Source organism: Streptosporangium sp. NPDC000509 (assembly GCF_042898365.1).
Taxonomy (GTDB): domain Bacteria; phylum Actinomycetota; class Actinomycetes; order Streptosporangiales; family Streptosporangiaceae; genus Streptosporangium.
In genome coordinates, this window is the sequence record NZ_JBIAYX010000026.1 from 39133 (window position 1) to 56962 (window position 17830).

The 17830-nt window shown below is 71.8% G+C and carries 19 protein-coding genes; 10 read left to right on the plus strand and 9 right to left on the minus strand.

Going from position 1 to position 17830, the window contains the following annotated elements; genetic code table 11:
* The first annotated feature begins 188 nt into the window (after positions 1-188).
* Positions 189-1085 carry an alpha/beta hydrolase gene (locus ACFY3D_RS35285; protein ID WP_389987989.1) on the plus strand — a complete coding sequence of 299 codons (897 nt, stop codon included), beginning with the start codon at positions 189-191 and terminating at the stop codon, positions 1083-1085.
* 216 nt (positions 1086-1301) lie between these two features.
* Here the strand turns inward: ACFY3D_RS35285 and ACFY3D_RS35290 are convergent, their stop codons facing one another.
* The gene (locus tag ACFY3D_RS35290) at positions 1302-1841 is read right to left on the minus strand and encodes a dihydrofolate reductase family protein (protein ID WP_362905967.1); all 540 of its coding nucleotides are present in this window, start codon (positions 1839-1841) and stop codon (positions 1302-1304) included.
* A 119-nt stretch (positions 1842-1960) separates the two neighbouring features.
* Positions 1961-2773: an aminoglycoside 3'-phosphotransferase gene (locus ACFY3D_RS35295; protein ID WP_389987992.1), complete on the minus strand. Its 813-nt coding sequence runs from the start codon at positions 2771-2773 to the stop codon at positions 1961-1963.
* Positions 2774-2898: 125 nt separating this feature from the next.
* Between ACFY3D_RS35295 and ACFY3D_RS35300 the strand changes: the two genes are divergently transcribed.
* Positions 2899-3129: a hypothetical protein gene (locus ACFY3D_RS35300; protein WP_389987995.1), complete on the plus strand. Its 231-nt coding sequence runs from the start codon at positions 2899-2901 to the stop codon at positions 3127-3129.
* Positions 3130-3222: 93 nt separating this feature from the next.
* Here ACFY3D_RS35300 and ACFY3D_RS35305 read toward each other — a convergent pair whose 3' ends face one another.
* The 5 genes from ACFY3D_RS35305 to ACFY3D_RS35325 all read right to left on the minus strand — a co-directional run bounded on the left by ACFY3D_RS35305 (position 3223) and on the right by ACFY3D_RS35325 (position 7169).
* A complete protein-coding gene (locus ACFY3D_RS35305; RefSeq protein WP_389987998.1) occupies positions 3223-3870 on the minus strand; it encodes an SRPBCC family protein in 648 nt (215 codons plus the stop codon).
* The gene (locus ACFY3D_RS35310; RefSeq protein WP_389988001.1) at positions 3867-4250 is read right to left on the minus strand and encodes an ArsR/SmtB family transcription factor; all 384 of its coding nucleotides are present in this window, start codon (positions 4248-4250) and stop codon (positions 3867-3869) included. The genes ACFY3D_RS35305 and ACFY3D_RS35310 overlap by 4 nt, the downstream gene beginning before the upstream one ends.
* A gap of 188 nt (positions 4251-4438) precedes the next feature.
* On the minus strand, positions 4439-4837 hold the full coding sequence (locus ACFY3D_RS35315; protein ID WP_389988004.1) for a hypothetical protein: 399 nt from the start codon (positions 4835-4837) through the stop codon (positions 4439-4441).
* A gap of 87 nt (positions 4838-4924) precedes the next feature.
* Positions 4925-6247 carry a hypothetical protein gene (locus ACFY3D_RS35320; RefSeq protein ID WP_389988007.1) on the minus strand — a complete coding sequence of 441 codons (1323 nt, stop codon included), beginning with the start codon at positions 6245-6247 and terminating at the stop codon, positions 4925-4927.
* Between the two features lie 211 nt (positions 6248-6458).
* A complete protein-coding gene (locus ACFY3D_RS35325; protein ID WP_389988010.1) occupies positions 6459-7169 on the minus strand; it encodes a TetR/AcrR family transcriptional regulator in 711 nt (236 codons plus the stop codon).
* 148 nt (positions 7170-7317) lie between these two features.
* Here ACFY3D_RS35325 and ACFY3D_RS35330 point away from each other — a divergent pair, with 148 nt between their 5' ends.
* From ACFY3D_RS35330 to ACFY3D_RS35345, 4 genes are all read left to right on the plus strand, one after another.
* Positions 7318-8964 (plus strand): ABC-F family ATP-binding cassette domain-containing protein, encoded by a 1647-nt coding sequence (locus tag ACFY3D_RS35330; RefSeq protein WP_389988013.1) that lies wholly within the window; start codon positions 7318-7320, stop codon positions 8962-8964.
* Between the two features lie 114 nt (positions 8965-9078).
* The gene (locus tag ACFY3D_RS35335) at positions 9079-9954 is read left to right on the plus strand and encodes a hypothetical protein (RefSeq protein WP_389988016.1); all 876 of its coding nucleotides are present in this window, start codon (positions 9079-9081) and stop codon (positions 9952-9954) included.
* Positions 9955-10113: 159 nt separating this feature from the next.
* Positions 10114-10701 (plus strand): DinB family protein, encoded by a 588-nt coding sequence (locus ACFY3D_RS35340; RefSeq protein ID WP_362905947.1) that lies wholly within the window; start codon positions 10114-10116, stop codon positions 10699-10701.
* A gap of 9 nt (positions 10702-10710) precedes the next feature.
* Positions 10711-11709 (plus strand): NAD-dependent epimerase/dehydratase family protein, encoded by a 999-nt coding sequence (locus ACFY3D_RS35345; RefSeq protein ID WP_389988018.1) that lies wholly within the window; start codon positions 10711-10713, stop codon positions 11707-11709.
* A 106-nt stretch (positions 11710-11815) separates the two neighbouring features.
* On the opposite strand, the gene ACFY3D_RS35350 is transcribed toward ACFY3D_RS35345, so the two are convergent.
* A complete protein-coding gene (locus tag ACFY3D_RS35350) occupies positions 11816-13204 on the minus strand; it encodes a hypothetical protein (RefSeq protein WP_389988021.1) in 1389 nt (462 codons plus the stop codon).
* 92 nt (positions 13205-13296) lie between these two features.
* Between ACFY3D_RS35350 and ACFY3D_RS35355 the strand changes: the two genes are divergently transcribed.
* From ACFY3D_RS35355 to ACFY3D_RS35365, 3 genes are read left to right on the plus strand one after another with little or no spacing between them, the layout of a single operon-like run.
* Entirely contained in the window at positions 13297-13962 is a 666-nt protein-coding gene (locus ACFY3D_RS35355) for a glycosyltransferase family 2 protein (protein WP_389988024.1), read from the plus strand.
* Entirely contained in the window at positions 13959-14798 is an 840-nt protein-coding gene (locus ACFY3D_RS35360) for a TIGR04282 family arsenosugar biosynthesis glycosyltransferase (RefSeq protein ID WP_389988027.1), read from the plus strand. The genes ACFY3D_RS35355 and ACFY3D_RS35360 overlap by 4 nt, the downstream gene beginning before the upstream one ends.
* 52 nt (positions 14799-14850) lie before the next feature.
* Entirely contained in the window at positions 14851-15462 is a 612-nt protein-coding gene (locus ACFY3D_RS35365) for a class I SAM-dependent methyltransferase (protein WP_389988029.1), read from the plus strand.
* Between the two features lie 289 nt (positions 15463-15751).
* On the opposite strand, the gene ACFY3D_RS35370 is transcribed toward ACFY3D_RS35365, so the two are convergent.
* Positions 15752-16468 carry a polyprenol monophosphomannose synthase gene (locus ACFY3D_RS35370; protein WP_350949382.1) on the minus strand — a complete coding sequence of 239 codons (717 nt, stop codon included), beginning with the start codon at positions 16466-16468 and terminating at the stop codon, positions 15752-15754.
* A 774-nt stretch (positions 16469-17242) separates the two neighbouring features.
* On the opposite strand from ACFY3D_RS35370, the gene ACFY3D_RS35375 reads away from it, so the two are divergent.
* On the plus strand, positions 17243-17788 hold the full coding sequence (locus ACFY3D_RS35375; RefSeq protein WP_389988032.1) for a hypothetical protein: 546 nt from the start codon (positions 17243-17245) through the stop codon (positions 17786-17788).
* The last annotated feature ends 42 nt before the right edge of the window (positions 17789-17830 follow it).

Here is a 17830-nt window from a genome sequence, read left to right on the forward strand (position 1 = left end):
TTTTTTTATTTTATTTCTACTTAACTCTTGTTTTTCGCTCGGTCACCCACCCCCGGACGTGGCCCGGGCGGGGCGCCCCCCCCCCCGCCCCCCCCCGCCCGGGGGGGGGCGGCGCGCGCCCCCCCCCCGACGGCGGAGTCACCGTTCACCGGAACCCGGAGGTCGTTCCTCGCATCAGGGAGAGAGCAATGAGACCCGCCCGTGTCCGCCTACCGCTCGGTGGGATCGCCCCCGCGGTGGCATTCGCCGTGATCGCGGCAACCACCATGACATCACCGGCGCCCGGCGACCGGGCGGCCACGACGGTACGCGCACCGTCGGCGCCCACGGGTGAGCCGCTGCCCCCCTGCCGCCGATCGCCGGGCCACGCCAAGCCCACGGTCGTCCTGGTACACGGCGCCTGGGCCGACGCCTCCAGTTGGAGCGGCGAGGTGGGCTCCCTGCAACGAGCGGGCTACACCGCGCGGGCCATCGCCAACCCACTGCGCGGGCTCACCGGCGACGCCGCGTCCGTCGCCGACTTCCTGAGAACGATTTCCGGCCCGATCGTGCTCGTCGGACACTCCTACGGAGGTTCGGTGATCACGAACGCCGCCGCGGACGTCCCGAACGTCAAGGCCCTGGTGTACGTCGACGCGGCGGCGCCCGACATCGGGGAGAGCACCGGCGAGCTCAGCGGCCACGACTCCGCCCTGTCCGCAGATCCCGCCTCTCTCTACGAGACGGTGTCCTACCCTGCGGCGCCCCAGGGAGCGAAGGACCTGTATCTCAGGCGGGACACCTTCGTCCGCTCGTTCGCCTCGGACCTGCCCCGGGCCACGGCCCTGCGCCTGTGGGCCTCCCAGCGGCCCGCCTCGACCAGCGCGTTCACCACGCCGTCGCAGGCCGCGGCGTGGAAGACGATCCCCTCCTGGTACTTCATCAGCACCGGCGACCGGATCATCACCCCGTCCTCGGAACGGTTCATGGCCCGCCGGGCACACTCGAAGGTCACCGAGTTCCCCGGCGGCTCTCACCTGACCCTGGTGTCGCATCCGGACGCGGTGACGGCGGTGATCGGATCCGCGATCTGCTCCGTCCGCTAGACCTGTTCGTCGCGAACCGGCGGCTCCGTCCGATCCGGTACGACGGGTGATCCCCGGGCCGATCGGATCGCACGCGGAACACATGGCCGGCATACGGTGGCGGCGTCCGGCCGATCGAGGACGCAGCGCCGGCCGGGTCGTCGGGCGACACGGCCTGACGCCGAAGCCGCCACGCGCGGGGGTGCCCCGCGTGGCGGCTTCGGCGACGGGCCGGCGCTACCCGGCGGCCGGACGGTAGTCCAGCACGATGGCACCGGAGCTGAAGGCCGCGGTGCCGGCCAGCCTCCAGGAGGAGGTGGCGACACCGTCGGGGAACAGGCGCTTGCCGGAGCCGACCACGACCGGGTGGAGGAAGAGCTTGAGCTCGTCGACGAGCCCGTGCTCGATCAGGTAGGCGACCAGCTCGCCGCTGCCGTAGATCAGCAGGTCCTGGCCCTTCTCGGCCCTGAGCCTCGCGACCTCCTCGGCGACGTCCCCCTTGATCACGGTGGCGTTCCACTCCGGATCCCGCAGGGTGGTCGAGGCGACGTACTTCGGCAGGCCGTTCATCTGCTCCGCCCCCGGCGTACCCTCCATCTTCGGCCAGGCCTGCGACATGCCGTCGTAGGTCTTGCGTCCCAGCAGCAGCGCCCGGCTGGCGTGCAGCTGGCCACTCTGGAACCTGGCGTGCTCGTCGTTCCAGTACGGGCCGGTCCAGGCGGGCTCCTCCACGACGCCGTCCATCGAGATGTAGATGACTGCGACAACCTTGCTCATGTCCTGCTCCTCAAGGGTGGCCGGCCCTTCTGGCCCGCTGTTTTCGATGTGCCTTCAGCGTGGCGGAACCCGTTTACGGATTGTTTACGGCTTCTCGCCGGACAGGCGGCCGCGGCCGGTCAGGCCAGGTCCCACAGCAGGCGGTAGTAGGCGATGCGCTCGGGGTCGGGGACGATTCCGTACGCCTCGTACACGACGCCGTCGTAGCCGGGGCCGTAGTTCCAGTCCATGCTCCACGCCGCGACCGCGAGGTCCGCCCACCGGTCGGCCACCCCGAGCGAGCCCAGGTCGACGTGCGCGGCAAACGTGCCGTCCTCGTGCAGCAGGGTGTTGGGGGCACACGCGTCCCCGTGGCAGACGACGAGGCGATCGACGGCGGGGGGATTCCCGATGCGGGCCCGTGCCTCCGCGAGTCCCAGGTGCCGGTGCTCGGGGAACCAGTCGGCGGGTCCCTCGCCGTCGGAGACGCGTTCGTCGGCACGCGCGAGCCGCCGCTCGACACTCCATTCGTACGGGCACCGGTCCACGGGCAGGGTGTCGTGGAGCAGGCGCAGCCCCCGGCCGATCGCGGCCGCCGCGGTCGCCGGGGCGTCGCTCCAGCGGGGATCCACCGCCGAGAGTCCCGGGACCGCCGCCGTGACCAGCCACGCGCCGCCGGCGTCCGTACCGTGCCCGAGGACCCGCGGGACGGTCACCCATCTCCGCGCCCAGATCAGGCGCTCCGCCTCCGCCTGAAGGTCGATCTCCGGGGTGCCGTCGGCGACCCACTTGGCGTATCTGATGCCGCCGCGTCCGTCTTCGAGGCGGAACGTCAGCCCGCCGAGCTCGTTGCGCCACACCGGGGTGACGGTGTCACCGGCGGCGAGTGCCGTGACGACGCCGGGCACGGTGACGGGGCCGGTCGGGATCTCGGAGATGACGGGACGGCTCATGAGAACCTCATCCTTCACAGGCGCGGCGCCGGCGGCAAACGGTTTTCCCGCCGGAGGGCCCGGCCGTGGGGACGAGCCGGGAAACCGATCGCCGCGTCCCGCGCGGGCGGTCAAGGATGAGGGCGGTGAGCAGAGCGAAGACGCACCCCGACGAGATCCTGACCGATGTTCCGCTGGTTCGCCGACGCTTCCGAGCCGAGCTCGACGTCGACGACGCGGCCTGGTCACGTGGCCGCGGCTGGGCGCTCCACCAGGCCGTAACGGGGCTGGCGTACTACTGGGATACCAATCCCGGGATGGTTCGGCAGACCGCGCACGCGCCGGCGCAGATCCTGGCCGACGACTCCCCGTCGTGAGGTGCCCGGCCCGTGCTCCGGTGCCCGCGGCCGGCATCGCCTGATCCACCGCGGGCACCCGGCGCGGTGCGCGTACGGCCGGCCGCCGTTCGATCAGGCGTTCCCCTTCTTCTCCACGGGGGAGCCGACGTCCGGGGCGAACTGCGCCAGCGAGACCTCGGTCGCGGCGGCGATCTCGGCGGAGTCGGCGGTGCCCGAGGCCTCGACCGCCGCGACCCACGCGTGGACCGACTGCCGGCAGAACTCCTGGCCCTCCGGCGAGTTCGCCGCCGCGACCGGGTCGTCACTCACCTCCCCGGCGACGAACAGGCCCAGCGCCATAAGGGCGCCGTCCCATCCTGGCCCGACATAGAGCGCGCCCGCGCCGCTGCCGGCCATCTCCAGGGGGACGGTGTGCTCAAGTTCGAGGGTGGTCGCCTCCTCCCCGTCGGGGGACAGGCGCAACTCGACCAGGCTGCTCTCGCCTCCGAACGTCACCTTCAGCAGGCTGGGGGGCTCGCAGCGCAGGATCCGGCCCCCCGCGTTGCCCTCCAACTGGAAGTCGCCGCCGACCCGCAGCTCGCCGCTGATCGGCAGGAACCAGCGCTTCATGCGGTCGGGGTCGGTCAGCGCCTCCCACACGTCATGGATCGGCGCCTCGTAGCGGCGGCGCAGCAGGACGCCGACGGCCTCGCCGTCGGCCGTCGGCCGGTTGCCGACCTCACGGTTGATGGCGTTGATCTGGGCGATGATGTCGATCATGGATTTTTCTTCTCCTTGGCAGGGGGGCGACCGTCGGCCGCCGCACCCGGATCGTCGGTCGGGTGGCGTTCGCCGCGGGTGAGTTCGGTGGCCAGCACGTCCAGATGCCGGCTCCAGAACCGGCGGAAGCGTTCCAGCCACAGGTCGATCTCCCGAAGGGGGGCGGAGTCCATGGCGTACAGGCGGCGGACGCCTTCGGGCCGGACTTTCGCGAACCCGTTCTCCCTCAGCACCCGCAGATGCTGCGAAACCGCCGAGGGGGAGAGTTCGAACTCCTCCCGGATGACCACGGTGATCGCACCGGAGCTCCGCTCGCCGTCGGCGAGCAGCTCCAGGATCCGGCGCCGGACCGGATCACCGAGAACATCGAAGGCGTGCACAGGACACATTATTTCAGAATTCACTTATATAAGTCAACGCTGCTATATGGGTGGCGCGACTCACCAGCCTTCGGCCACAACACCACCGCCCTCAGGGCCCGAGCTCCTGCCGGAGGTCGACACCTCCAGGATCGCCGAAGGTCCCGCCGCCCATGCCGGGCGCGACGGGACCTCTCGGCGGCCCAGGGTCAGGCGCGGCGCAACCCGACGTACTGGAGTTCGGCGAAGGCGCCGACCAGCAGAGCCTGGGCGACGACGAAGGCGACACCCAGCGGGTTCGGGTCCACCCAGCCCGTGAACAGCAACAGGACACTGTCCACGGCCCACAGCACGTTGACGACGATCAGCGTCCAGACGCCCGCCCTGGGCGGAACCGGGCGGGTGGCCAGATAGGCGACGAACGCCGTGAACGGCAGCAGCCCGATCCCGGCCCAGCGGACCAACGGCTCGGGGAGGGCGAGCAGACCGGCGAGCGGGGTCGCCGCGACGGCCAGCAGGAGCGCGAACCCTCCGGTGAGGACGGCGTCCGTCCTTAGCACGCGGGTCAGCAGGGAGGTGCGGCGAGCGGTGGGGGCGGTCGTGGTCATCGATGTCTCCTTCGCTGGGGGTGTCGGGTTTCGACACGCCCAGCACACCGCCCCACCCGCTGCCATCTGCAGACATGGCACTGCCATTCACTGCCGATTCTCACGACGAAGATCATCGGCGACGAGTTTGGCCGCCGCGTTCTGCCAGTTGTAGAGCGTACGTTCGGGAACCTCGCGGACGAACCAGTCGAACGCCTGCCGCTCGGCGGCGGCGAGCCCACCTCGGTCGGCCCCGCGCCGGTAGGGACGCAACCCTCGAACGTACGGGAAGTACAGCACGTTGTAGAAGCGCCACTCCTCACTGGTGCCGAACTCGCCGTCGCGAGGCTTAAGCCGCTGGATGCTCTCCAGCAGCAGGTGCTTCAACTCGGCCGCCCGCTCCAGGGGAATGTCACCGGTGATCCGCGCGTCGATCACCGGCAGGTTCGCGAGCGGGCTGCTGGCGAGCTTGCCCAGATCGCCGTAGTTGGCCAGGGCGCGCCGCGTCAGCCGGACGAACTCGGTCTCGTCCGGCGGCGGCGGACCCTGCTCGCGGCGCGGTAGCGCCTCGGACGTCTCGCGCAGTTCGGCCCGCTCACGGCGGATCCCCGAGTCGCCGGGAAAGGCGATCCGGTCCAGCGCCCGATGCACAGGACCGGCCAGCGTCTGCGCGGCGACGACCACCGCGATCACGCCGAACAACAGCGCCGAGAGGGCGGGCGTGGACTCGCCGAGCGCGACGGCCAGGGCGACCTGGCCGCCGGAGGCGACGGCCACGGCCGTCGCCCCCAGCAGGGACCGCAGCATGTCGCGCCAGAGTGCCTCCCCCGCCTGGAACGCGCTGGACATCGCGATGGCCACGCCCAGCAGGACCATGTCCACGTCGATGGCGACGATGGAGAGCAGGCCGGGCGGGCCGAACAGCGGGAACACCAGCAGCACCGCCCCCAGCCAGAAGAACAGCGTGGCGACCACCACCAGCCACCCGGCCCGCGGCGGCCTGGCCCGCACGAGCAGCACCAGCACCCCGGCCAGCGGTCCCAGCAGCAGCACCCCGGCCACCACCCGCGCCGCGAGGCTCACCCCCTCCCCCAGCCCGGCCACCAGCAGCCACACGAACACCACGAGCGTGAGCGGGACGAGCCCTCTGGACCAGACCCGGTCCAGCCGCTCACCACCGGGAACGAGGGTCAGCACGGCGCCCGTCCAGAGCAGCGCCGGCAGGCAGACCAGCGTGGTCTCGACCGCGCCCAGCACCTTCACCGCGTTGTCCGGTACGGCGGTGAGCACCTGGGCGATCGCCAGCGCGACGGCGTAGGCCAGCAGCCCCAGGCCGGCCCGCCTCGGCCCGCGCTCGCGGGGGTCCCGGGCGATCACGTAACACCCGAGCCACCAGGTGAGCCCGAACACGGTCGCGACGGCGAAAAGCATCGGCCTCCCTTCCCGCTCCCTTACGGTCCTTCCCGGGCGCGAGCGTATCGGCCGCGCGCCGCGGGTCGATCGTCAGGTGGACCAAGATCGCTAGGGAAGGAAGGTGATCTTGATTTTCGTCTGTTCATGACCCCGCACGGGCGCCTTTACATTGTAGATCAACAACCGTCGACCCTCGCGACGGAGAGTTTCTCGCGCCGAGCCCGCCGACTCACCGGATACGCGACTCGATGCCGTCCAGAAGGTAGTCCAGCCCGGTGCCGAACACCTGGTCCCAGTCATTGCCGATCGGGGCCCCGTGCGCGGCGAGAGTCGGATACAGCTCACCGCCGGCCCGCACCCGCAGCTCGGCGGCTCGCCTCCACCCGGCCTCGCCGTACGCGGCACCGGCGACCTGCATCGTCGCGGAACCGATGACGTAGTTGGCCAGGGCGTAGGCGGCGGCGGTGAGGCCGGGACCGGTGAAACCCGCCCCGGCGAGCGCGGCGTGCAGGTATTCGGTGCGGGCCAGCACGTTGGGCCCCAGCAGAGGACGGTCGAGCACCGCCACCGACCACGGGTGGCGCAGCATGGTGGCGCGCCACTCGGTGATCAGAGCGGTGACGTCGTCGCGCCACGCCCCCCGCGACGCCGGCGGGACGGGCACCTCGCCGAACACGGCGTCGAGTGCGAGGTCCAGCACGTCGTCCTTGGTCTCCACATGCAGGTAGAGCGTGGTGGCGGCGGTCCCCAGCCGCTCGGCGAGGCGGCGCATGGTCAGCCGATCGGCCCCCTCCTCGTCCAGCAGCTCCACGGCCGCCCCCACGATCCGCCCGAGGGTGACGACCGGCTCGGCCCTGCTCGCGCGCGGGGGGCGCAGCCACACCCCGGGCGCCGCCTCACCGCTCCGGCGCCGCGTTCTCCTGCCCGGCGTAGCGCTCACGACCCTCCGATCCCCGACTCTCCCGCTCTGAGGATCCTAATGGCTTGAGAAGCGGCCCGATCAATGTTCATAGTGTATGACCAATGTTCTAACTGCGGTTTCGCCCGTACAACACGCCGAGAACCGCCACCTTCGAGGAGACGCCACCGTGGGACATGTCGAGGCCGACGAGCTCACCTACGTGCTGCCGGACGGACGGCTGCTGCTCAACGAGGTGTCCTTTCGCGTGGGTGACGGCGTCACCGCGGCGCTGATCGGCCCCAACGGAGCGGGAAAGACCACCCTGATACGACTGATCGCCGGCGACCTCCACCCCTCTTCCGGGCGGATCATCGCGTCCGGCGGGCTCGGCGTGATGCGCCAGTTCATCGGGGGCATCCGCGGAGGTCAGACGGTGCGCGAGCTGCTGCTGTCGGTGGCCCCGCAACGCGTGCGCGCCGCGACCGCCGAGTTGGAGCGGGCCGAGCGGGCGATGGGTGAGCGTGACCTGGAGGAGACCCAGCTCGCCTACGCCCGCGCCCTCGGCGACTACGCCGACGCCGGCGGCTACGACATCGAGGTCACCTGGAGCGCCTGCACCACCTCGGCGATGGGTGCCGACTACGAGCACGTCGCGGACCGCGACGTCGGCACACTGTCGGGCGGGGAGCAGAAAAGGCTCGCGCTGGAGGCTCTCCTGCGCGGCCCCGACCAGGTCCTGCTGCTCGACGAGCCGGACAACTACCTGGACGTCTCCGGCAAGCAGTGGCTGGAGGAGCAGCTGGGGGCCACCCGGAAAACCGTCCTGCTCGTCTCCCACGACCGCAGGCTGATCGCCAACACGGCGACCCGCGTCATCACCGTGGAGTCACGCGGGGTGTGGACCCACGGCGGCGGCTTCGCCACCTACGCCCAGGCCCGCCTCGACCGCAACGAGCGCCTGCACGAACGCCGCCGCCGCTGGGACGAGGAGCACGCCCGCCTCAGGAAACTGGTCCACACCCTGCGCCAGAAGGCGACCAACAACGACGCCGTCGCCTCCGCCTACCGGGCCGCCCAGACCCGGCTGGGCAGGTTCGAGGAGGCGGGCCCGCCCGAGAGCGCACCCAAGGAGCAGAACGTCCGGATGCGCCTGAGCGGGGGCCGTACCGGCAAGCGCGCGCTCACCTGCACCCGCCTGGAGCTCACCGGCCTGACCGAGCCGTTCGACGTCGAGATCCACTACGGAGAGCGGGTCGCGATCCTCGGCCCGAACGGCTCCGGCAAGTCCCACTTCCTGCGGCTGCTCGCCGAATCGGGAGGTGGCGCGCTCTCCCCCGCGTCCACGCCGCCGGACCCGGTACGCCACCGGGGCACCGTGGAACTCGGGGCCAGGGTCGTACCCGGCTACTTCGTCCAGACGCACGCCCGCCCCGACCTGGCCGGAAGGACTCCCGCCGACATCGTCACGGCCGCCGGGTCGCTCACACTCAACGACGCCATGGCCTCCCTCGCCCGCTACGAGCTCGCCCCCACCGGTCGGCAGCTCTTCGAGACCCTCTCCGGCGGGCAGCAGGCGCGCCTGCAGATCCTGCTGCTCGAACTGTCGGGAGCCACCCTGCTGCTGCTCGACGAGCCGACCGACAACCTCGACCTGGCCGGCGCGCAGGCACTCCAGGACGGCCTCGCCTCCTTCTCCGGCACCGTGCTCGCCGTCACCCACGACCGATGGTTCGCCGACGACTTCGACCGCTTCCTGATCTTCGGCGCCGACGGGGAGGTCCGGGAGTCCGGCGAACCCCTCTGGCAGCCGGACCGCGACCGCCGCGCACGATGACGGGCCGGGAAGCGGTCGAAGTCGTCGTCGAACATGCCACCGGCCTCGCCCAGGCGGGGCCGCGTCCGATTCGTACAAGACAGCCCCGGCGAGTACCCGCCATCATCGGATGGCATGAGTGACAGCATCCTTGACACCGCTTCGGCCTTCATCCTCCGCGAGGGACGCCTGCTCGAACGCCGCCTGTTCGCCACGCTTTTCCAGGCGGCGCCCGCCACCGGAGTGGTGGACGCCCTGCGCGGCTATCGGAACGAGGACGGCGGCTTCGGTCACGGCCTCGAACCCGACAAGCGCTGCCCCGAGAGCCTGCCCATCGACGTGGAGGTCGCGTTCCAGACGTTGTCGACGGCCGGCGCGCCCGGGACCGACCCGATGGTGTCACACGCGTGCGACTGGCTCGCGACGGTCGCCGCGCCCGATGGAGCGGTCCCCCTCTCCCTGCCGGTCATGGAGTCCTACCCCAGGGCCGCGCACTGGTCGGACTGGACCTACGCGCCGGGGCTGAACCCCACCGCCGGGCTGGCCGGGCTGCTGCATGGGATGGGCGTGGAGCATCCGTGGCTCACCCGGGCCACCGACTGGTGCTGGTCGACGCTGGAGAAGGGATTTCCCGACGACGCGCACGCCATGTCCGAGACGCTCGTGTTCCTCGAACACGTCCCGGACCGCGACCGGGCCGAACGCCTCGCCGAGCGGGTGGGCGAGTGGCTCCCGCAGCTGAAGTGGTATCGGAGCGACCCCGCCGACCCGGAGTACGGGGTCAGCCCTCTGCATCTGGCTCCCCACCCTGACAGCCGCTGGCGCCGGTTGTTCTCCGACGACGTGATCGAAGGCCACCTCGACCGGCTCGCCGCCGACCAGCGGCCCGACGGAGGGTGGGCCATCACCTGGGAGCCTCCCGGCTCGGCCGCCACCCTGGAGTACCGGGGGGTGGAGACCCTGCGTGCCCTCCAGGTGCTCGGCGCCTACGGGAGGGTGCCGTCGAGCTGAGAATCCGCCACAGAAACCCGGCCGTCGGCGCGCGTGGAACCCTTACCACCGCGGTCGCGGTGGTAAGGGTGGAGCGAGCAGGACCGCGTCGTCGCCGGTGTGGGCCAGGTAGGTGAAAACCTGTGGCGGGGCGGCGGGGAGCGGTGCCAGGGTTCCCGGATGACCGTACCTCGCGTTGATCTGCTCGTCCGGCAACTCGACATCGCATGGGCGCTGTTCGAGTATCACCTGAAGGACCTCGACGACCCGGCCTGCCTCTGGGAACCCGCGCCCGGCTGCTGGACCGTCCGGCCCGACGACCGGGGCCGCTGGACGGCCGACTGGGAGGTGCCCGAGCCCGACCCCGCGCCGGTCGTCTCGATCGGGTGGCTGACCTGGCACATCGGTTTCTGGTGGACGACCACCCTCGGGCACTGTTTCGGATCCGGGGCGCCCGAGCGCGAGGAGATCACCTGGCCGGGCACCGCCACGGCCGCGGCCGACTGGCTGCGCGCTCTGAAGGACGACTGGCGGGCGGCGCTGCTGCCGCTCACCGACGCCGACCTCGACTCGTCCGACAGGACCGCCGGCCTGCCGTGGGGGCAGGATCAGCGGCTGGTAGACATAGCGGGCTGGGTCACCGTCGAGCTGACCAAGAACGTCTCCGAGATCGGCCTCGTCCGCCACCTTCACGGCGCGCTGGCCCCCTCCTTACGAGATGCGAACGTCGTCGTGGTGTCCCCCTCCCACGAGCCGGGGCGGGGATAGCGTCGCCGCATGAGGACACTGGTCACCGGTTCCGCCGGGTTCATCGGAAGTCACGTGGTCGAGGCCCTGGAGGAGGCCGGGCACGAGGTCGTCGGCCTCGACGCGCGGGCCGGTAGCGGGGATGTGCGCGACGACGCGGCGCTGGACCGCGTGCTGGGCGGCGTCGACGCCGTGGTGCACCAGGCGGCGAAGGTGGGACTCGGAGTGGATGTGTCCGACCTGCCGGACTACGCCTCGGTGAACGTGCTGGGCACCGCCACGCTGCTGGCCGCGATGGCGCGGCACGGCGTCGAGCGGCTGGTGCTGGCCTCGTCGATGGTGGTGTACGGCGAGGGCGCCTACGACTGCGCGGCCCACGGCAGGGTACGGCCCGGCCCCAGGACCCGCGACGACCTCGTCCGGGGGGAGTTCGAACCCCGGTGCCCGAGCTGCGGACTCTCCGTGACGTGCGCCGTCATCGGTGAGGACTCCCCGGCCGACCCGCGCAACGCCTACGCCACGACCAAGCTCGCCCAGGAGCATCTGGCGGCGAACTGGGCGCGCGAGACGCGCGGCGCCGCCGTCGCGTTGCGCTACCACAACGTGTACGGGCCCCGGATGCCGCGCGACACCCCGTACGCGGGGGTGGCGGCGATCTTCCGGTCGGCGCTGGAGGCGGGCCGGGCCCCTCGCGTGTTCGAGGACGGCCGCCAGCGCCGGGACTTCGTGCATGTGCGCGATGTGGCGGCGGCCAACCTCGCGGCGCTCTGCGCGCTCGGCTCGTCGGCCGGGGGAACGCTCACCGCCTACAACATCGCGAGCGGGGAGCCGCACACGGTCGGGGAGATGGCCGCGGCGCTCGCGGACGAGCGCGGCGGCCCGGCGCCCGTGACCACCGGCGAGTACCGGCTGGGCGACGTACGGCACATCGTCGCCAGCCCGGAACGCGCGCGGGCCGAGCTGGGCTTTCGCGCCACCATCCCGTTCGCGGACGGGATGAAGGAGTTCGCCGGCGCCCCGCTCGGCTGACGGGAGTCACCGGTCGGCTGATCGGGCAGACTTGACGCCTGACAGCCGCCGGTGAGTGAGCGCTTTCTTCGGCTGGACCGATGTTCGAGCCCCAAGATCGGACCGGTCACCAGGGGGAGATGACGAGTCCCTGCAGCAGGAGCCCCGTCAGGGCCTGGGCGGCGAGCCAGCGGCGGCTCGGGGACCAGGCCGCCGCCAGGACGATCCAGGTGGCGTAGGGCACCCAGATGCGCTCGACCTCTCCCCTGGTCACCCCGCTGACGTCGAGGGCGAGCACGGCCACGATCGCCGCCGCGACCAGGGCACGCGCGTCACCGGACACCGCCCGCAGCAGGGCGGGCACGTCGCGGGGCACCGTCCCCAGCGGGGCACGCGCACCGCCGGGCGCCATCCGCGCCAGGCCCGCGGCGGTCGCCGGGCCGGTCAGCAGGGCGAGCACGGCCAGGTTGGCGATGAGGAAGTAGAGGTAGGGCCGCGCCGCGCCGGGGTCGGCGGTCCACTCCGCGTGGGTGGCGAGCACTCCGGCCGGCCAGAGGAAGCCTCCCGCGGCGAAGGCGGCCGTGACCGCCGCCACCCCCGCCAGGCAGGCGACCGCGCTCGCGCGGGAGATCCGGGCGACGACGGCGGCGACCACCGGGATCAGCAGGTAGGGCACGAGACCGTAGCTGAGGTACGGCAACGCCCCCAGCAGTACTCCGGCCGCCACCCCGGAAAGGACGCGCGTCCTGCCCGCGCCCCCGGACACCAGCAGTGCCACCCCCCAGGCGCCCACCCCCGCGAAGAAGGCGTCCATGCTCGTGGCGATCCAGACCGCGGCGGGGCTCAGGGCGAGGTACGGCAGCGCGCGCCTGGCCGCCTCCTCCCCCGCGACACTCCGGACGGTGACCGCGACCGCCACGACCGTCGAGCAGCCGACCAGCACGACCAGTACCGCCGCCCAGAACGGACCGGGCAGTCCCACCCTCGCCAGGGCCCAGAGCACCAGCACGGGCAACGGCGGATGTCCTCGCACATGGGTGGGATAGCCGGGAAGCCGCTCGGTGAAGGAGCCCAGCCAGCCCAGCGGGTCGTCCCCCACCGCGGGCAGCACGGCCGGATACTCGTGAGGGCCGGCGAACGGCCTGGCCAGTCCCTCGCCGGAGGCGGCGAGCAGCACCGTCCAGGCCAGGGCCGTGCCGTAGGTGAGGAGCAGGGCGGCGCCGAAGCGCAACCGCGCGGTCAGGACGGGCAGTACGGCGACCGCGAGGGCGCCGAGGAACAGGGGCGGCAGAAGCGAGAACGACGGCGTGCGGAAGTGTCCGTGCAGGGGTGGCAGGTGATCGATGGGCAGCATGCCCAGCGCGTGCAGGACGGCCCCGGCGGCGAACGCCGCGACGACGAGCGAGATCCAGACGGCGAGCGCCCGCCCGCTCCGGCGGCCGCCGGGGTCATCGGGAGCGGAGGAAGCAACGGCCGCACGCGGACCCTTGACCTGCCGGCGGGAGAGTTTGATCACCCTCCCACAGTAGGTACGGGTCGCTTTCTTTCCCTGACACGTCACTACTCCGTAAGAGTTGACAGGCCTTGTCGACCTTAGCGTTCTCAAACATGAAGATCGATGTTGTGCTCCCGTGCCTGGACGAGGAGACGGCTCTGCCGTGGGTGCTGGAGCGCATGCCCGACGGTTACCGGCCGATCGTGGTGGACAACGGTTCCACGGACGGATCGGCGCGGGTCGCGGCCGAGCTGGGAGCGCTGGTGGTGAGTGAGCCCAGACGCGGGTTCGGTGCCGCCTGTCACGCGGGACTGCTCGCCTCGAGCGGCGAGGTGGTGTGCTTCATGGACGCCGACGCGTCGCTGGACCCGGGCCAGCTCCCTCGGGTGACCGAGCCGGTCGTCTCAGGTCGCGCCGACCTGATGCTCGGCAGACGGGTTCCCGTGCCGGGAGCGGCCTGGCCGCTGCACGCGCGGCTGGGCAACGCCTTTCTCGGCCGGCGGCTGGCCGGGCGTACCGGCACCAGGCTCCGCGACATCGGCCCGATGCGCGCCTGCCGCCGCGCGGACCTCCTCGCCCTGAACCTGGCCGACCGGCGTTTCGGCTACCCGTTGGAGATGGTGCTGCGCGCGGCCGACCAGGGCTGGCGGATCGCCGAGACCGGGGTGGACTACCTGCCTCGCGCCGGACGGTCCAAGGTCACCGGCACCGTACGCGGCACGCTGCGCGCGATCGGTGACATGCGCAAGGTCATGAGCGAACCGGGCGGCGCGCGATGACCGGCGACCGGAACGCGCCGCGGCGGGACCCGCACACCCGCGACGCCCGGAACACGACGCGACAGAGCGCGCCCTTCAAGGACGGCGGCCCGAACACGACACGGCGAACCGCGCGCCCCCGGGACGGCGAGCGGCGTGACGTGGTCGGCGCCGGGCAGGGCGGCCGAGCAGGCGGAGGTCAGGCCGTCCAGGCGGGCGACGGCCAGATCGTCGTCATCGCCAAGGAGCCGGTGGCGGGCGAGGTCAAGACCAGGCTCACCCCGCCGTTCAGCCCCGAGGAGGCCGCGACCCTGGCCACCGCCGCACTGGCCGACACCCTGGGCGCGGTGGCCGACGCTCCGGCACGCCACCGGGTGCTGGCGCTGCGCGGCGACATCGGCCCCTGGCTGCCACCGGGCTTCACCGTCCTGCCGCAGCGGGGCGCCGGGCTGGACGAGCGGCTCGCCGCCGCCTTCGAGGACGCGTACCGCTCCCGCCCCCTGCCCATGGTCCTGATCGGCATGGACACCCCGCAGGTCACCCCGGCGCTCCTGACCGACGCGATGGCCGAGCTCGCCACCCGCGACGCCGTGTTCGGCCCCGCCGCCGACGGCGGCTTCTGGCTGCTCGGCCTGCGCCGGCCCGACCCCGCGCTCCTGCTCGGGGTGCCGATGTCGCGGCCCACGACCGGCGCCGCCCAGCTGCTGCGGCTGCGTGCGGCGGGCCTGTCGGTGGGCATGCTGCCCCTCCTGCGGGACGTGGACACCGCCGACGACGCCGCGGCGGTCGCGGCCCAGGCGCCCTCGTCCTGCTTCGCGACCGTCCTCGCCGCGCTCGGGACGAGGGCGATCCGGTGACCGGGCGACCGTACGACGCGCCGCCCGCCGCCCGGAGGGCACGGGTGATCCGGTGATCGGGCAGCTCTACGAGAAGTCCCTGGCGGGCGCCACCGTCGAGATGGAGTACGCCGACGGCAGGACCGCGCCCCTCGACGCGGCCCGCTGGCTCGCCCCGATCGACGGGGACGAGGCCATGCTGTCGCGGTGCGCGGCCCCCACCCTGGACATCGGGTCCGGTCCCGGCCGCCTCACCGTCGCACTCGCGCGGCGAGGCGTTCCCGCCCTGGGCGTCGACATCGCCCCCTACGCCGTCCGGCTCACCCGGCGCGCGGGAGGCCGGGCGATCTGCCGCGACGTCTTCGACCACCTGCCCGGCCACGGCCGCTGGGCCACCGTGCTGCTCGCCGACGGCAACATCGGGATCGGCGGCGCCCCGGACACCCTGCTGCGCAGGGTCCGCGAGCTGGTACGGCCCGGGGGCGAGGTCATCGCCGAGGTGCAGCCACCGAGCGCATCGGGCCGCGTCGAGCATCTGCGGCTGCGCGGCCGCGAGCTCGCCGGCCCGTGGTTCGGCTGGGCCACCGTGTCCGTTTCCGACCTGGGAACCCTCGCCGGGCGTAACGGTTTCTCCCGGGTGGACTCGTGGAAGGAGGCCGGAAGGTGGTTCGCGAGCCTGCGCTGACGGGGAAGGTCCACCGGAACGCCACGCTCGGAGGGCGTCGTTCTTTTCCTCGGCGTTGTGCCGTTCGAGCGCGTCGGGAGGTGACGCACCGCGCCTTCCGGCATCACAGGTCGGCGACGCTCGCCATATGACATGCCGATGGACAACGGCGGGTCGAATTCGTCGATTATCGACAAAGGCTCACCGGGGGTGAGCCGACGGCGCACGGGGCATCCCGTCTCCCGGAGCGCTGCCCTGCGAAGGAGAATCGATTCCCATGTCCGGGGAACTCTCGTGTCGCGCGGATCCCTTAGCGCCTGAAGACAAGCCGCCACGGCATCAGGGCCGATTCCCACTGCACCCGGAGGCTCATCTTCGAGTCACCCGCCCGGCGGTCGGAGAAATGGATGGGGATCTCGACGATCGTCATTCCGGCCCTGATCGCCCGATAGTGCATCTCCACCTGGAAGCTGTAACCCCCCGAGGAGATCGTGCCGAGGTCCAGGGCGGTGAGGCTTTCCGCCCGCCAGATCTTGAACCCGGCGGTCACGTCCCGCAGCCCGAGGCGCAGGATGGTGCGGACGTAGAAGTTCGCCCACCTCGACAGGGCCCGCCGCCACAGGCTCCACTCGGCGGCCAGCGTCCCACCCGGCACGTACCGGCTGCCGATCACGCACGCCGCCCCCGTCGCCCGCGCGGTCTCCAGCAGACGCGGAACGGCGTCGACGGGGTGCGAGAAGTCGGCGTCCATCTGCACCACGAACTCCGCCCCCGCCGAGAGCGCGGTCTCCATGCCGTCGACGTAGGCGCGCCCGAGCCCTTCCCTGACCTGCCGGTGCACCACGTCGACCCGGCCGGGGTGCGCGGCGGCCAGTCGGTCGGCCACCTGGCCCGTACCGTCCGGGGAGTCGTCGTCGACCACCAGGATTCGCAGGCCGTCGAGCGGCAACGCGAGCAGGGCCTCCGCGATCGACGGAAGGTTGTCCGCCTCGTTGAACGTCGGGATCACGACGGTGACGGTGGCCATGGTCGGGGTCAGGGCCTTCCGGGATCGATGGTCGGATGTTCTTCGCCGCGAACGACGTGGCGCCGCCTTCCGGTGATGTCCGACACCGGAAGGGACGAAGATCAACCCAATGCTAGCGGCCGGCGGCCCGGCCGCGCCGTTCCCCTCCCGACCGAAGGTCACCGCACGTCGTGTCGCCATGAGTATGAGCAGGAAAAACCCATTGCGCTCACATCAGGTCGACGTATTCTAAAGGATCATCCATTCATAATGGAACCGGGCGGCGACCGATTATCGCGGGGACATTATGCGGGCCGAATCCATGTCGGCCGGCCAACCCCTGGAAATCGCCTGTGACGAGTCCGGTTCGGAGGGTGAGAATCCCATCGGGGGGGCACCGATGTTTTCACGCACGCCGGCCTGTGCCTGGACGTCGAGTCGGCGGCCGGCCGCATTCGGGAGATACAAAAAATGGCGCCCTCTCCAGCGGTGGAATACAAGGCCGATCTTCTGCTCCGCGAGAAGAACAGGCCGGCGAGGTACCGGAACGGCGCGGAAGACAGCGTCGGACGAGCTCAACGGCCGGGGTGACGCGGAGCTCACCGTCCTGCTGCGACCGTACGTGGATTCGTTCTCGGTCTGGGGAGACGACCGGAGCCGGTCCCTGTGGAGCCCGCCCCCGGCACCCGTTCGCAAGGCCCGGGCGACTTCCCCCGCGTGCGACCAGGTTGCATTACTGGATAGCGACAGTATCTAATACTGGATAGTTCAACTATCCGATTAGGAGGTGCGTCGATGTCCGCATTCGTGGTTGAAATCGTTCTCGTGGCCGCCACCCTGGGCTTCCGGGTGCTGGGCGCGCTCGGCGCCCGCCGCTTCGCCACCTGGCCGGTGAGCGCGGCACACGGGATGGCCGCCATGCTCGTCGTCACCGCCACCGCGCACTTCGTCCCGGCCGAGGTGACCTTCATGCCCAACCACGCCGACCTGGTACGCATGGTGCCGCCCGTCGTGCCGTTCCCCGGCGCCGTGGTCTACGCGACCGGCGTGCTGGAACTCCTCGGCGCCGCGGGACTCGTGGTCGCCGTGACACGCCGGACCGCAGGGATCGGCCTGGCCGCTCTCTACGTGCTGCTGCTTCCCGCCAACGTCTACGCGGCCGTCGCCGACGTCCCCTTCAACGGCGACGAGGCGACGCCCCTGTGGCTCAGGATCCCGCAGCAGGTCCTGTACATCGCCGTCGCGCTCTGGGCGGCCAGGTCGGCCGACACCACCCTGACCCGCCCCGGCTGGACCGCGCGATCTCTCCGCGCCGAGAGCTCGGAGTCCGCGGCCCGCTGAGCAGCGGACGTCTCGCGGAACAGGCCGCCGTCCAGCGCCAAG

Coding starts and splice junctions, on each gene's coding strand:
- ACFY3D_RS35285 (WP_389987989.1), top strand. CDS start 189: ATGAGACCCGCCCGTGTCCGCCTACCGCTCGGTGGGATCGCCCCCGCG.
- ACFY3D_RS35290 (WP_362905967.1), bottom strand. CDS start 1,841: ATGAGCAAGGTTGTCGCAGTCATCTACATCTCGATGGACGGCGTCGTG.
- ACFY3D_RS35295 (WP_389987992.1), bottom strand. CDS start 2,773: ATGAGCCGTCCCGTCATCTCCGAGATCCCGACCGGCCCCGTCACCGTG.
- ACFY3D_RS35305 (WP_389987998.1), bottom strand. CDS start 3,870: ATGATCGACATCATCGCCCAGATCAACGCCATCAACCGTGAGGTCGGC.
- ACFY3D_RS35315 (WP_389988004.1), bottom strand. CDS start 4,837: ATGACCACGACCGCCCCCACCGCTCGCCGCACCTCCCTGCTGACCCGC.
- ACFY3D_RS35320 (WP_389988007.1), bottom strand. CDS start 6,247: ATGCTTTTCGCCGTCGCGACCGTGTTCGGGCTCACCTGGTGGCTCGGG.
- ACFY3D_RS35335 (WP_389988016.1), top strand. CDS start 9,079: ATGAGTGACAGCATCCTTGACACCGCTTCGGCCTTCATCCTCCGCGAG.
- ACFY3D_RS35340 (WP_362905947.1), top strand. CDS start 10,114: ATGACCGTACCTCGCGTTGATCTGCTCGTCCGGCAACTCGACATCGCA.
- ACFY3D_RS35345 (WP_389988018.1), top strand. CDS start 10,711: ATGAGGACACTGGTCACCGGTTCCGCCGGGTTCATCGGAAGTCACGTG.
- ACFY3D_RS35355 (WP_389988024.1), top strand. CDS start 13,297: ATGAAGATCGATGTTGTGCTCCCGTGCCTGGACGAGGAGACGGCTCTG.
- ACFY3D_RS35360 (WP_389988027.1), top strand. CDS start 13,959: ATGACCGGCGACCGGAACGCGCCGCGGCGGGACCCGCACACCCGCGAC.
- ACFY3D_RS35370 (WP_350949382.1), bottom strand. CDS start 16,468: ATGGCCACCGTCACCGTCGTGATCCCGACGTTCAACGAGGCGGACAAC.
- ACFY3D_RS35375 (WP_389988032.1), top strand. CDS start 17,243: ATGTCCGCATTCGTGGTTGAAATCGTTCTCGTGGCCGCCACCCTGGGC.